Below are 13,558 nucleotides of genomic sequence, written 5' to 3'. Positions count from 1 at the left end.
TCTTCGGTCGCGTTCCTCTCCCCCGGAACAAGACCGCGGGACGTATTCCCCCGCAGGCGGCCACAAGCCGCCTGCGCGTCCTGCTATCCGGCCGATAACTCCATTGCGTCGAAATCTGGCAAGACGCTGCTGGCGTAGCCGATCGCCCCGAGCGAACCGATGGCGATCTGGCCGTCGCGGATCGACAGCAACGGCCCGTCGGCACCCTCTTCGTAGAGATCGGGATGGGCGGCGGCAAAGCGCGCTTTCTCCACCTGCGGCGCCGCTTGCATGCCGGCCACATAGTGATGGCCGTTGCGCTCGACATGGGAGAGGCCGAGCAGCGAAACCAGCGCCAGATCCTGCTGCACGGCAAGCCCGGCCTGACAGGTTAGATCCTCGCCGGATAGAAACAACCCCGACACGCCTCCCGTTCTGATGCGGATCGCCTTCAGCAGTGAGCGGTAAATGCCCTTGCACGTCTTCGAGGAGACGCCGGTATAACCAAGCCCGCGGGCGCGGGCGAAGGCGCCGTCGCCATCGTCGCTCTCATCGATCAGGAAGGGCAATTGCGCCGCTAGATCCCCGAGCGGCGTTTCCATGGTGATCTCGCGTGAGAAGGGCTGCTCGACGAAGGCAATGGCCGCGCGCAGCCTCGCCAGCCGGGGCATGGTCTCGATCCGCGCCAACAATGTGATCAGCTGTTCGACGGCGCCGAATTGTTCGTTGCCATCGACCGTCACCCGGTAATCCGGCAGGCGGTCGAGCACGGCGGCGATCCGCGCCAGCCGGTCGATATCGGCACCGACCGCGCCCGAGAGCTTGATCTTGAACCAGCGATTGCCGTAGCGGGCGATCACCGCCTCGAGGCTCTGCGGCAGGCCGTCGTCGACGGGGTCGACGATCTCGCTCTCGGTGATCGGGTCAAGAAGCCCGATCGTATGTCGGGCTGCGATCGAGCCGGCGGGACGAAGGCCCGCGAGCACCGCTGAGGCGGCATCCGCGTCGATGTCGCCAGGCAGCATCGGGCCGCCGATGCCGACCAGGTTGCCACGCACCGCATCGAAGACGGAAATGCCGGCAAGGCGGCAATAGGCATCGAGTGCTGCGCGGGCAATCAGCGAAGGGCCGAAGCCGGCGGCCAACGGATTTCCCGGCAGGCGTCGTACGGTTTCCATCTCGTTCAGTCTGGCGGCGGCAAACAATGTCGCCGGCGCGGATGCCTCGAGCGACGCGGCGGCTGCAACGCGGATCGAGCCGCGCAATTGATCGACATTCTGCGCCGGCGTCAGCGCCGGATTTTTGTCGAACCATTTCGGCACCATCATTTCGGCGGCAGCACCGATGGCGGTTTTCCCCGTCTCATCCTCGACGCGCACTCTGAGGAAGGCCTGCGGCCGCGCCGAAGCGGAACGGCAGGCGCAGGCTGATCTCGCGCTCGAAGGCATCGATCTCGACAATTCTGATGCACGGCGCCTCCATTGAACCTCCGTTGCTTCTCTCCATGCTCATGCCATCCGCTCCAGCATGGCGCGCGACACTTCATAATGGAGCGGTTCTTCGCGCAGCAGCCGGCCGATCTCGTCCACCATGGCCTGCCCTTGGGCGAAATGCGCCTCCTCGGTGTGGCCGGCGGCATGCGGCGAAATGGTGACATTGGTGAGCCCGGGATCGCGGAACGGACTGTCCTGAGGCAACGGTTCATTGTCGAAGACATCGAGAGCCGCCTCGATGCGGCCGGAGCGGAGCTCGGCAAGCAATGCGGCCTCATCGACCAGCTCGGCCCGCGCCGTGTTGATGAACAGCGCGCCCAGGCGCAGCAGCGCCAGTTCGCGGGCGCCGATCATCCCACGCGTTTCCGGCAGGACGGGCGCATGCAGGGAAATCACATCGCTTTGCGCCAGCGCATCGTCCAGTTCTGTTCTGACGACGCCGAGTGCCGCGGCCTCGTTGTCGTCGAGATAGGGATCGACAATAAGCACATGGCAGCCGAATGGCACGAGCAGGCGCATGACTGCCCGCCCGACATATCCGGCGCCGACGATGCCGACCGTTCTGGCGCCGAGCAATCTTTGCGGCATGGCGGCGCGGACGTCGAGCCATTCACCGCCGCTACGCAATTGATGATGCAGCCGATGAATGCCGCGCATGGCGAGCAGCGCTTCGGCGACGACGAACTCGGCAACCGAGGCGGCAATTTTCGAGGCGGCGTGGCTGACGCGAAGCCCGTCATCGAACAGGCGCGCCGGCACGAGCGTGCGAATGCTGCCTGCGGAATGCGCCACGAGGGCAAGCTGCGGATGACGCTGGCGCAGGGCGGGATCGAAGGGCGGCGTGCCCCATCCGGTGAGGCAAGCCGTGGCATCCTGCAGCAGCCGGTCGACATCGGCAGCGTCGATCGTAGCGCCGGCCGGCCAGCGCACGTCGCCGAGGCCGTTCAACCGGGCGGTCGCCGCATCGTCCAGCATCATGCGGCGGGTCTTTTCGGTCAAAAGGACGGCAATGACGGGAGCCTGTTTGCTCATGGTTCTACTCTTTCGCTGCGGCGACAAGGCGCCTGAGATGGGCAAGATCGGCGCGGGCCTTGTCGAGCGCCTGGTCCCGGGCAAGCCGGTATTGCGAATGCATCGAGAGCACGCCGGCAAAACCGGTGGCGATGAGATGCGGGACGATGTCGTTCCAGGGCACCATGCCTTCATCGAGCCCATACCAGTCCGAATGCCAGGCACGCTGGCCCTGCGCCCCATGGACGCCGGCAAACCAGCCGCAATTCTTCACGCCCATGCAGCAGAACCAGGGATCGAGAAGATCGAGGGTGAGACGCCAGTCTTCGCTGCCCTCGCGAATGAGCTGATTGGCCGGGTCGGGATAGGCGCCGATCCTCATCGGATCGCGGCCGGCCAGCAGTTTCGCCGCCAGCGCGCCCGAGGCATGGAGGGTTCCGCCGTGCAGCTGGACGGTCAGCTTGATGCCGAATTTTTCGGCGAGGCGTTCGAAGCCATCGAGGTCGCGTCGCGCTTCGTCGAGCTGCACCTGCCAGCGCCGCGACGGATCATACCGCCAGAACCCGAGCCGGATCTGCCCGATGCCGGCCGCGCCGCAACGATCGAGCAGCCGGGACGCGGCGTCGTCCGGCTGTGTCGCGTCGATGGTCGCCATCGGGATACGCAAACCGGCCGCCGCAAAAAGCTTGACCGCCTTGACAATCTCCTCCGGCCTGTCGGGTGAGACGGCGTGACCCTCGCGAATAAGAAGATCGGCGCAGTCGAAGCCCAGCCCCGCCGTGATCTCCGCCGCCGTCTCCAGCCGTAGGCCTTCCAGGGTCTTGGTGAAATAGGCGATGTCCATCGTTTCATTGCTCATCGACGAATGGCACAAAGCTCGCTGTGGCGGCCGAACGCGTCCCGGGCGCGCACCGCGTATTGCGCACCCGCCGGCGGCGACATGTGCAGGAACGCCGTCGAGATCAGCGGCGCGGCGCTGACCTTTTCGAAGGTCTCGCCATCCGTGCTGGTGAGCACATCATAGAAAATGGCGGGACTGCTATCGCCGGCCGCCCAGAACAGCATACGCTCTTCGCGGCCGCCGAGACCGAGGTAGCGTTCGACGACGAGACCAGTGGGGGTGGCCGGAGGCGCGCCGGTGTCGGGGACGACGAGCACCTGCGTCAGCGACGGCAACGGCACATCGAGATCGACGCTGATGCGGCCCCCGTCGCATTCGACGATGCTGACCGGGTGCAGCAGGGCGGGCTCTTGGGCGCGGCGCAATTCGGCAAACTGCGCTTCATCGGGCACGGACGGCGCGCCGACCGGCTCGAAGGGCCCGCGCGGATTGCTTTCGTCGCGCTGGGCCTCCCAGACCTCCATCGGATTGGTGAATTCCTCATCGATGCGCAGCAGGCACAGCGCATGGCGGCCGGGAACCAGCCCAGTCACCTCAAGCCGCACGGCGGTCCGGCCCGAGCGGTTGATGGCATCGATGCTGTGGATGAGGCTGATCGAAACGCCGCCGCCCGGCAACCGTGTCGGCAGGATCGCCAAGCCATCCTGATCGGGCGTCAACGGCGGCTCGGCCGTCACCTTGCAGACGGTGTCACCGAGCGTCGCAAGCAGCTCCATCGATGTGAGACCAGGCTTCTTGATGATGTCGAAGGGCGGCGCGCTGTCGATGTCGGTCACCAGCCTGTCCAGATCGGTCTTGTGCTCCCACTGCGCCTTGGTGAAATTGCGCGCGCCGAAATAGGCGAAGATCGTGCGCTGGCTCCAGCCGCCGATAAAGGCGTGATCATTGCTGAGGAGGGCGAAATTCGCCGCTTTCGGCGCGATGATGCGCCGGTCGTGCTGCTCGATGATGCGGGCGATGATGCCGGCGTAATAGGCCTTGCCGTGCCAACTATGATGATCGCTCCAGCCAAGCTGCGGGTCGCATTCGTCGTTGATGATCGGCAGGCCGGCAAGCCTGGGATGGTGCTCCTTGAGGTAATCGACGACGAGCAGCGTGCGGTCGACGATGGCATTCGTCTTCGGCGTCAGATCGTCCTTGCTGCCGTTGACTCCCTTTTCGTGGATCGAGATGTAGTCGAGGCGCGGCGGGCCGTCGCCGGTCAGGCAGCTCGTGCCGCTGTCGCAATGGGCCATCAGGGCGCGAAAGATCGGCGAGAGCGTACGGGCGGTGCCGGGACCGCCCATCGGCAGGCCGGGATCGACGGCGTCGAGGCCGGCGACGCAGGCGTCGTAATAGTTGGTGTAGCCCTTGATGCCGTAAGTCCACCAGCCGGAATCGGCTTCGTTCGTCGTTTCGAAATACCATGTCCGCAATTCGTCCATGCCGTAGCGCGCGCCGTAGCGGTCTGCCGTCGCCGTCACAAGATCCCGCCAGCGCCTGACCTGGTCCATGTCCTCGTAATCAGTGAAGAGGCCCGAGGGATTGCCCATCAGCTCGAAGAACGGCTTCAGGCGGTGCTCGATCATCACGTCGAGCGCCCGGTCGAGCAGAGACCAGTCGTAGACGAATCTGCCCTCGCCGCCCGTCGAGCGCAGCAGATTGTAGAGATAGTGCACGCGCAGATAGCGGATGCCTTCGTTCGGCAGGCCGCCGATATAGGCGAGCATCTGGCGCATCTCGGTTTCGAGCAGCAATTCGGCCGGCGAAAAGCCGGTGCCGCGCCAGAACCGGTTGAACGGGCGCACCGCTTCGCCGGCATCAACGCTTATTCGCGTACGTTCACGCATGGATCGTTCTCCTTGGAGGGAAATGCTGGCAGCGCAAAAGGCCGGATTATTTGAACTTTTCGCGCATCGCATCGATGCCGGGGATGGTTTTGGTCAGGTGCTGGTGCGCCGGATCGAAGCGCTGGATCAGCCCGCGGCGGTGCTTGCCGACGAGGATGGTGAAGATATAGCCGCGATGGCCAGGCGAGGTGACGGTCGGGTGATAGCCGCGATCGACCAGCACAGTATCGCCGTTGCGGGTCATGAGGATCTTGACCGGGCCGTTGTCGTCATAGGTGATCTGGCTGCCGAAGCCCGTCTCGGGCTGGAAACGATAGTGATAGAGCTCCTCGTGCAGGGTCTCGGCATCGCCGTCTTCCGTATCGTGCTTATGGGGAGGATAGCCCGACCAGCAGCCTTCGCCGGCATAGAGCTCGCTCACCAGCAGATTGCCGCAGCGGCCGTTCTGCCGCTGCCCCAACAAGTGGGCGATGCGTCGCTGGCTATGCGTATCGGGCGAGCCGACATTGACCGCGTCGACCTCCTCAGGCGCGACCCGGAACGGCGCATAGCGCGTCTCGCAGAGGCCGCCGGCGATGGCGACTTCCGCCGGGCGCCCACGGGCCGATATCCGGACATTGGCGTCGACGGGCGCGTAAACCGAATCCGCATCGCCTCCCCAGATATCGGCTCGCCGGCCCACAGCTTCGAAGCTGACCTCATCCACCGCGATATCCACCTGCCCCGACAGCACGACGTAGAGGCTTTCGTGCAAGGGCAGCCGCCGCGTATCCTGGCCACCAGCGGGAAGCGTGACGAGGTCGAAGTAGATGAGATCGAGCGTCCTGGAGGAGGTATCCACAATGGGACGCTGCTCGGAGCGTGGAATGAATTCGGGCATCAATTGAACTCCGGAACAGTACGGTCGGCGAAAGGATTGAGGGTCAGCGATTCGGCGTGATGGCAGGCCACTTCGTGTCCATCGGCGGTGACGCTGCGCAGCGGCGGCAGCTCCCGCCTGCAAAGCTCGGTGGCGTAGCGGCAACGCGGATGAAAGGCGCAGCCGGGAGGCGGATGCGCGGGGTCGGCCACCTCGCCCGCCAGCCGGATGCGCTTGCCGTGACGGCGCAGCCTCGGATCGGCGATCGGCACCGCCGAGAGCAGCGCTTCGGTGTAGGGATGGCGCGGGCGCGAAAAGATCTGCTCGGTCGGCGCCTTTTCGACGACCCGGCCGACATACATGACGGCGATATTGTCGGAGATGTGCCTGATGACCGAGAGATCGTGGGCGACAAAGAGATAGGTTAGGCCGAACTGCTCCTGCAGATCCTGCAAGAGGTTGATGGTTTGCGCCTGCACGCTGACATCGAGCGCCGAGACTGCCTCGTCGGCGATGACAAGGCGCGGGTTGGACGCCAGCGCCCGGGCAATCCCGATGCGCTGACGTTCGCCGCCGGAGAAAGCATGCGGGTAGCGGCGCATATATTCGGGCCGCAGGCCGACACTCTGCATCAGCTCGGCGACCCGGTGCTCCAATTCCCGACCCTTGGCGATGCCGTTGACACCAAGCACCTCGCCGATGATGTCAATGACGGGCAGGCGCGGATTGAGCGAGGATTGCGGGTCCTGAAACACGATGCGCAGGTCGCGATGGATTTCCTTGAGGGCCGGACCGGACAAAGCTGCGAGATCGACCGTGGCGCCGTTGCGGCCACGATAGCGGATCTCGCCGCTGGTCGGCTGGTAGATGCGCAGGATCGTGCGGGCGAGTGTCGACTTGCCGCAGCCGGATTCCCCGACGATGCCGAGCGTCTCGCCGTCTTCGACGCGAAGCGAAACGCCGTCGACCGCCTTGACATGCCCGACCACCTGCCGGACCGCGCCCTTGCGAATGGGAAAATGCATCCTGAGATCATTGAGCTCCAGCAGCGGGCTGCGCAGCGTTTGGGAACCGGCCATTACTGTCTCCCCTCGTAAAGCAGGCAGCTGGCGACGTGTCCGTCGCCGACGGCGATGGATTTGGGATCCCTCTGGTCGCAGAGACCCGCCCTCGCCTCTCTGCATCGGGGATGAAAGCTGCAACCCTCCGGCCGGTCGAAACGCGAGGGCACCATGCCCTCGATGGTCGCCAGCCGTTCGCTCGGCTGCCCGTGCATGCGCGGCACCGATTGCAGCAGGGCCTTGGTGTAGGGATGAACGGGCGCGTGGAAGATCGTGTCGACATCGCCCGCCTCCACCACCCGGCCGACATACATGACGACGACCTCGTCGGCGATCTCGGCCACCACGCCGAGATCGTGGGTGACGAACAGCACCGAGAGCCCGAATTCGGCCTGCAGCGAGGCGAGAAGATCGAGGATATTGGCCTGCGTGGTCACATCGAGCGCCGTGGTCGGTTCGTCGGCGATCAGCAGTTTCGGACGGCAGGCGAGAGCCAGCGCGATGCAGACGCGCTGGCGCATGCCGCCGGAAAACTGGAAGGCGTAACTGTCCATGCGCTCGGCCGGCCTGGGAATGCCGACCAGGGCCAGCGTCTCGATCGCATGCTCGCGCGCCTCCTTCTTTCCCATCTTCAGATGCAGACGGATCACCTCCACCATCTGGTTGCCGATCGTATGGACGGGTGACAGGGCCGCCATCGGCTCCTGGCTGATCAGGCCGATCTGGGCGCCGCGGATCGCCCGCATGTCGCGGCCGCGCGGATCGAGCAAGGCGAGATCGATGGCGGCGGCTGCCGGATCGGGCCGGTAGCGGATCGCGCCCGAGACAATGCGCCCACCGCGCGGCACCTGATTGAGGATCGAGCGGCCGGTGATGCTCTTGCCCGAGCCGGATTCACCGACGACGCAGACCGTCTTGCCGCGCGGGATGGAGAAGGAAACGCCGTCGACCGCCCTGATAGTCCCCGCGCCGCCGAAGAAATGCGTCCTGAGGTCGTCGACCTCAATCAGCGCGTCGCGATGCGGGCTCCGGCCGCCGGCGGCGGCGAAATTGGTGTCAGTATTCATAGGGATCTGCAGCATCGCGTAATCCATCACCAAGGAAATTGAGGGCAAGCACGGTGACAATCACCGCCAGGCCCGGAAGAAACAGCCAGGGCGCGCTCGAAACCGCGAGAATGTTCTGCGCCTCCTGCAGCAGCACGCCCCAGCTGACCACCGGCGGCCGCAGGCCGATGCCGAGGAAGGAGAGCGCGGTTTCGGCGAGAATCATCGTCGGAATGGCGAGCGTGACCGAGGCGATGATGTGGCTCATGAAGGACGGGACCATGTGCCGCCAGATGATGCGCATCCTGGAGCAGCCATCGAGATGGGCGGCGATGACGAAGTCCTCGGTCTTCAGCGACAGGAAGCGTCCGCGCACCACGCGCGCCAGATCGGTCCAGCCGATCAGCGACAGGATGATCGTGATCCAGAGATAGACCAGGATCGGATCGGCGCTGATCGGAACGGCAGCCGCCAGGCCCATCCATAGTGGGATCGTCGGAATCGAGTTGATGAGCTCGATGGAACGCTGGATGACATCATCCACCCAGCCGCCGCAAAGACCGGAAATGCCGCCGAGGATGATGCCGAGGACGAGGCTGATCGCCACGCCGATCAGGCCCACGGACATCGAAACACGCGTGCCATGCACCGTCCGGCTGAAGACGTCGCGGCCCAGCCGATCGGCGCCGAACAGATAGAAGGGTTTACCCGCCTCGACCGGGCCGATCAGGTGACGGTCGAAATCGAACAGTCCCCAGAACCGATAGGGCTCGCCTTTGACGAAGAAGCCGACGGGAATGACGACCGCCGGATCGGGCACGTAGGTGCGGCTGAGCGCGATCGGATCGACCTTCATCGAATAGCCGTTGACGTAGAGCGCATGAAACTGCCCCGCCGCGTCGTAACCGGCGACCTTGAGCCGCTGGGGCGGTGCATAGGTGTAGCGGGAATCGTAGGTCTGCGATGAAACCGGGGCGATCACCTCGGCAAACAGGGCGACCAGGTAAATCAGCAGGATGACGACCCCTGCCCCAAGCGCCAGTCGGTGGCGGCGGAAGCGGCGCCAGATCAGTTTCCACTGGCCGGCGATCGCATCGGAATTGCGAACACGTTCAGGTATCAGTGCGATGGCTTGATCGGTCATTGGTTTCGTCCTTCAGCCATTGCGAATGCGTGGATCGAGCCAGGCGAGCAGCAGATCGGAGATCAGGGTGCCGATCAGCGTCAGCATGCTCATCAGCAGGATGAAGGTGCCGGCGAGATACATGTCCTGGGCAAACAGGGCGTTGAGCAGCAGCGGCCCCGTGATCGGCAGGCTGAGGACGATGGAGACCACCACCGAACCCGAGACGAGGTGTGGCAGCACCCAGCCGACCGTCGAGACGAAGGGGTTGAGCGCCACCCGCACCGGATATTTGAGCAGCAGCCGGATTTCGCTCAGGCCCCGGGCGCGCGCCATGTCGACATAGGGCTTGTTGAGTTCGTCGAGCAGATTGGCGCGCATGATGCGGATCAGCGCCGCCGTCGCACCCGTGCCGAGCACGACGACCGGGATCCACATATGCGAGATGAGATCGCCGAGCTTGGCCCAGCTCCAGGCCGCGTTGATATAGAGGGGCGAAAACAGCCCGCCGACGCTCTGGCCGAAATACTGCGCGGAGACGAACATCAGCACCAGCGCCAGCAAGAAGTTCGGGATGGCAAGCCCGAGAAAACCGAAGAAGGTGGCGACATAATCGCCGACCGAATACTGCCGCACCGCCGAATAGATGCCGATCGGAAAGGCCACCGCCCAGACGAAGAGCAGTGTGGTGACCGAGACCACCATCGTCAGGCCCATGCGCGCCCAGATCAGCTCGCTGACCGGCTTGTTCCAATCGAGGGACTGACCGAAATCGCCACGCAGCAGGATGCCGCTGATCCATTTCCAATACTGAACCGCCCAGGGCTGATCGAGCCCATAGCGCTCGCGCAGGCCCGCGATGACGCTGGGATCGATGGTCTCGTTCTGCGAGGCAAGACGCGCCGTCATCGCGGTCAGGAAGTCGCCTGGCGGCAGCTGGATGATGATGAAGGTCACGACCGAGATCGCGAACATCATCGGGATCATGTAAAGCAGACGTCTGATGATGAAGCCGGCCATGTTCAAGCTCCTTCGACCGGCGATCGCCGCTCGGTCCGGATGATGGGGCGGGGCCGCTGCCGGAATGGCGCAACGGACGCCATTCCGACGATCGGATGTCTTTATTGCTGGTAGTAGAAGGTCTCGGGCTTCGCCGGTCCCGGGGTCATGTAGAAGGACGTGCTGGGAATGACCTTCGGAACGTTGTGCATATTGGTCTTGACGATGCCGACGCGATCCGGCTCGAGATTGGTGCCGATGACGTAGAATTCGTCCCGGGTGATCGCCAGCAGCTCCTTCATGGCTTCAAGCTGTTTTTCCAGCGTCGGGGCTTCCTGCACCTGCCGGTAGAGCTCCATCTGCTTCTTGGCGGCCGGGCTCGGCTCCTCGGCGTTCGGATCCTTGGGATTCTGGTAGTAGAGACCCCATGCGGTCGCGAAGCTCGACTCGTATTCGTGCGGGAAATACCATTTGGGATCGAGCAGGCCGAGGAAGTCGTAGCCGCCGCCACCGACCCATCCCAGGCCGTCATTGTCGTTGTTCTGCAGGCGGGAGAAGATCAGCGAACGTTCGGCCGGGCGGGGCTGCATGTCGATACCGACCGCCCGCCAATAGCGCTGGATCATTTCCAGCGCGTCGACCTGGATCGGGCTGCCCGTCAGCGCGTCGATCGCGAAAGTGATGCGCTTACCGTCCTGACCGAGGCGAAAACCCTCGGTGTCTTTTTTGGTCAGGCCCGCCTTGTCGAGATATTGATTGGCGAGGTCGACGTTATATTCGAGATACTGCGTCGCCATCTTCTCGTCGTAGAGCGCGGTGCCTTCGCGGGGTGCGGCCTGATAGGGTTTGGCCTGCCCGGCATAGATCAGCTGGTTGAGCTCCTCGCGATTGATGGCGTAGCTGAGGCCGATGCGGAAATCCTTGTTGGAAAAGACGGCACGCAAGGCCGGGTTCTTGTGGGTCTGGTTCAGCGTGATCAGCAGCGCGTTCGACCAGGCCGGCCGGGCGATGAACAGGCCGTAACCACCCTTCTGCTGGTTCTGCACGATGACGGTGCGGGCGTCCGTCGTCTCGATGAAGCGGTTCTGCATGTCGATTTCGCCGCTGATCGCCTTCAGGATGATCGCCTGCGTATCCTGCATCACGTCGATGGTGATGCGATCGAAGTAAGGCAGCTGGTTTCCTGCGGTATCCACCTTGGCATAGTAGGGATTGCGTTCGGCGACGACCTGGGTCGTGCCGTTATAGGGCGCGGTCAGCACCCAGGCATCGAGCGTCGGCCGGCCGAGATCGCGCCAGCGGCCGGGAAAGCCGATCTTATTGTTGAAGAGCTGGACCCAGTCGGCCGCGCCGGCCGACTTCACCAGGGCATCGATGCCATCGGGATTGAAATCCTTGTGAAACTGCTTGAGGTAGTGCGCGGGTGCCGCCGCCAGGATATCGGAGCCGCGCACGGTCGCCATGTTCATCAGGAACAGGCCGTTCGGCGCGGCGAATTTGAAGACGACCTTGTCGTCGGCAAGTTTTTCGACCTTGACGGTCTCCCCCCCCGCGGTCAGCCAGTCGGGCGCCGCCGGCGTGATCTTGGTGTTGCGCAGCACATTCTCGTTCCACCACACCAGATCATCGGCGGTGAAGGGCTCGCCGTCCGACCAGCGCGTGCCTTCCCGCAGGGTGAAGGTATATTCGGTGGCATTGTCGTTGACCTCGACACTCCTGGCGATGTCGGGGATCACCTCGGTCCACTCAGGGTTCCAGCGGACCAGTCTCGTATAGCCGATCGAACGCTCAATCTCGCTGTCGCCGCCGCCGAAGGTCGCCGTGCGCCAGGTGCCGCCATAGGTGCCGACCGATTCAAGCGGCGTCAGCACCAGCGGCTCTTTGGGCAGCCGCTTTTCCACCGGCGGCAGCTTGCCGGCATCGACCAGCGCCTTCAATTCCGGCGCCTCCTGAAAACCGAACGCAGCCCCGGCCCAGCCGGCGCCCATGAGGATGGCCGCGGCAACTGTGGAAACAACCTGCCGCCGTAGAATTCTGACGTGTTGCATTCTGTCCTCCCTACTTCTGCTCAGGTTATCGTTAACGTATTCTCCTCAATTCCAAACGTTAACGTTATCGTTCCATCTTGTCAAAAAGATTCGTATCGGCCTAATGAATTCCCATAAAGGCTTGGCTTTCACCTGATTTATGTTAGTTATCGTTATCGTAAATTTCTCGCCCTCTCAGAGACAGCCCTTGAGCAGCCCCAAAGAACCGGACTCCAAAATAACCATCGCCGATGTCGCCCATGCCGCAGGCGTGTCGCCGATGACGGTCTCGCGCGTGCTCAACGGCCGGGGCGGCGCCAGCGCCGAAACCAGTCAGCGCATTCTCTCAGCGGCGAACGAGCTCAATTACCGTCCCAATCCTTTTGCGCGCGGATTGCGGTCCGACCGGTCGAAGACCATCGGCCTTCTCGTTCCCGACATCACCAACCCATTCTTTCCCGAGGTTATAAGGGGCGCCGAGGATGCCGCGAGTGCGGCCGGCTACAACCTGCTGCTGTCTAACGTCGTCGAAAACAGCAGACGGGAAGAGGAACTCATCGAAGCGCTGCTCAGGCATCGGGTCGACGGGATCATCGTCTGCAGCGCCCGGCTGCCCGACGCCGCGCTGCATAAGGCGCTCGCACCCCACCGCGCCGTCGTGCTCATCAACCGCGAGGCGCCTCCCGAGATCGCCGGAACCATCGTCACCGACTACGAGACCGGCGCGTCGCGGGCCATCGACCATCTGGTCGAGCGCGGGCGCCGCAAAATCGCGATCGTCGCCGGGCCGCGCAGCTCCTTCGGCGGCAAGAGCCGTCTCGTCGGCTTCCGCAAGACGCTGGCCGCCCACGGGCTGAAGGCGCAGGGCATCGTCTATTGCGATCCGACGGCTGCCGGCGGGCAGACGGCGGCGGCGCAATTGCTGGCGGAAACGCCAGGCATCGATGCCCTCATCTGCTACAACGACCTCAACGCGATCGGCGCCATGAAGGCCTGCCGGGCCGCCGGCATTGCGATCCCCGCGCAAATCGCCCTGATCGGTTTCGACGACATCCCGACGGCAGAACTTCTGTCTCCGGCACTGACCACCCTGCGGGTGCAGAAACGGGAAATGGGAGAGGAAGCCGTGCGCCTGCTGCTCAGCCGCATCGCCACCAAGAACCGTCAGCACGGCATCGTCATCGTGCCCGAGCTCATCATCCGCGAAACGACCTGATCGACGATCAACAA

Annotated in this window: 10 protein-coding genes and 1 pseudogene; 1 reads left to right on the top strand and 10 read right to left on the bottom strand. The window is 64.0% G+C overall.

Translation table 11 applies throughout. The annotated features are described in order from the left end of the window. Nucleotides 1-83: 83 nt before the first annotated feature. The 10 genes and pseudogenes from EFD56_RS16260 to EFD56_RS16215 all read right to left on the bottom strand — a co-directional run bounded on the left by EFD56_RS16260 (nt 84) and on the right by EFD56_RS16215 (nt 12,349). A pseudogene (locus EFD56_RS16260) lies at nt 84-1,491 on the bottom strand (enolase-like domain-containing protein). Beyond that, nucleotides 1,488-2,504: a hydroxyacid dehydrogenase gene (locus EFD56_RS16255; RefSeq protein ID WP_126905790.1), complete on the bottom strand. Its 1,017-nt coding sequence runs from the start codon at nt 2,502-2,504 to the stop codon at nt 1,488-1,490. Before EFD56_RS16255 ends, EFD56_RS16260 begins: the two are co-directional and overlap by 4 nt. Nucleotides 2,505-2,508: 4 nt before the next feature. Continuing rightward, nucleotides 2,509-3,327 carry a sugar phosphate isomerase/epimerase family protein gene (locus tag EFD56_RS16250; protein WP_126905825.1) on the bottom strand — a complete coding sequence of 273 codons (819 nt, stop codon included), beginning with the start codon at nt 3,325-3,327 and terminating at the stop codon, nt 2,509-2,511. Nucleotides 3,328-3,338: 11 nt separating this feature from the next. Beyond that, a complete protein-coding gene (locus EFD56_RS16245) occupies nt 3,339-5,213 on the bottom strand; it encodes a GH39 family glycosyl hydrolase (RefSeq protein WP_126905789.1) in 1,875 nt (624 codons plus the stop codon). Nucleotides 5,214-5,259: 46 nt separating this feature from the next. After that, on the bottom strand, nt 5,260-6,093 hold the full coding sequence (locus EFD56_RS16240) for a 5-deoxy-glucuronate isomerase (RefSeq protein WP_126905788.1): 834 nt from the start codon (nt 6,091-6,093) through the stop codon (nt 5,260-5,262). Then, entirely contained in the window at nt 6,093-7,151 is a 1,059-nt protein-coding gene (locus tag EFD56_RS16235) for an ABC transporter ATP-binding protein (RefSeq protein WP_126905787.1), read from the bottom strand. The genes EFD56_RS16240 and EFD56_RS16235 overlap by 1 nt, the downstream gene beginning before the upstream one ends. Then, nucleotides 7,151-8,200, bottom strand: coding sequence for an ABC transporter ATP-binding protein (locus tag EFD56_RS16230; protein ID WP_126905786.1), 1,050 nt, complete (start codon nt 8,198-8,200; stop codon nt 7,151-7,153). Before EFD56_RS16230 ends, EFD56_RS16235 begins: the two co-directional genes overlap by 1 nt. Further along, the gene (locus EFD56_RS16225) at nt 8,190-9,323 is read right to left on the bottom strand and encodes an ABC transporter permease (RefSeq protein WP_126905785.1); all 1,134 of its coding nucleotides are present in this window, start codon (nt 9,321-9,323) and stop codon (nt 8,190-8,192) included. The genes EFD56_RS16230 and EFD56_RS16225 overlap by 11 nt, the downstream gene beginning before the upstream one ends. Before the next feature lie 12 nt (nt 9,324-9,335). Then, nucleotides 9,336-10,322: an ABC transporter permease gene (locus tag EFD56_RS16220; protein WP_126905784.1), complete on the bottom strand. Its 987-nt coding sequence runs from the start codon at nt 10,320-10,322 to the stop codon at nt 9,336-9,338. Nucleotides 10,323-10,423: 101 nt separating this feature from the next. Continuing rightward, entirely contained in the window at nt 10,424-12,349 is a 1,926-nt protein-coding gene (locus EFD56_RS16215; RefSeq protein WP_126905783.1) for an ABC transporter substrate-binding protein, read from the bottom strand. A gap of 187 nt (nt 12,350-12,536) precedes the next feature. Here EFD56_RS16215 and EFD56_RS16210 point away from each other — a divergent pair, with 187 nt between their 5' ends. Beyond that, complete coding sequence (locus EFD56_RS16210; RefSeq protein WP_126905782.1) at nt 12,537-13,544, top strand: LacI family DNA-binding transcriptional regulator; 1,008 nt, start codon at nt 12,537-12,539, stop codon at nt 13,542-13,544. Nucleotides 13,545-13,558: the final 14 nt, after the last annotated feature.

It is taken from the genome of Rhizobium phaseoli, from assembly GCF_003985125.1.
GTDB lineage: Bacteria > Pseudomonadota > Alphaproteobacteria > Rhizobiales > Rhizobiaceae > Rhizobium > Rhizobium phaseoli.
This window is presented reverse-complemented; position numbering and strand designations above follow the sequence as displayed.

What these genes read in the sequence shown, in the direction of transcription:
- EFD56_RS16230 (WP_126905786.1), bottom strand. Translation starts at nt 8,200, where the DNA reads ATGAATACTGACACCAATTTCGCCGCCGCCGGCGGCCGGAGCCCGCAT.
- EFD56_RS16240 (WP_126905788.1), bottom strand. Translation starts at nt 6,093, where the DNA reads ATGCCCGAATTCATTCCACGCTCCGAGCAGCGTCCCATTGTGGATACC.
- EFD56_RS16255 (WP_126905790.1), bottom strand. Translation starts at nt 2,504, where the DNA reads ATGAGCAAACAGGCTCCCGTCATTGCCGTCCTTTTGACCGAAAAGACC.
- EFD56_RS16225 (WP_126905785.1), bottom strand. Translation starts at nt 9,323, where the DNA reads ATGACCGATCAAGCCATCGCACTGATACCTGAACGTGTTCGCAATTCC.
- EFD56_RS16250 (WP_126905825.1), bottom strand. Translation starts at nt 3,327, where the DNA reads ATGGACATCGCCTATTTCACCAAGACCCTGGAAGGCCTACGGCTGGAG.
- EFD56_RS16245 (WP_126905789.1), bottom strand. Translation starts at nt 5,213, where the DNA reads ATGCGTGAACGTACGCGAATAAGCGTTGATGCCGGCGAAGCGGTGCGC.
- EFD56_RS16220 (WP_126905784.1), bottom strand. Translation starts at nt 10,322, where the DNA reads ATGGCCGGCTTCATCATCAGACGTCTGCTTTACATGATCCCGATGATG.
- EFD56_RS16215 (WP_126905783.1), bottom strand. Translation starts at nt 12,349, where the DNA reads ATGCAACACGTCAGAATTCTACGGCGGCAGGTTGTTTCCACAGTTGCC.
- EFD56_RS16235 (WP_126905787.1), bottom strand. Translation starts at nt 7,151, where the DNA reads ATGGCCGGTTCCCAAACGCTGCGCAGCCCGCTGCTGGAGCTCAATGAT.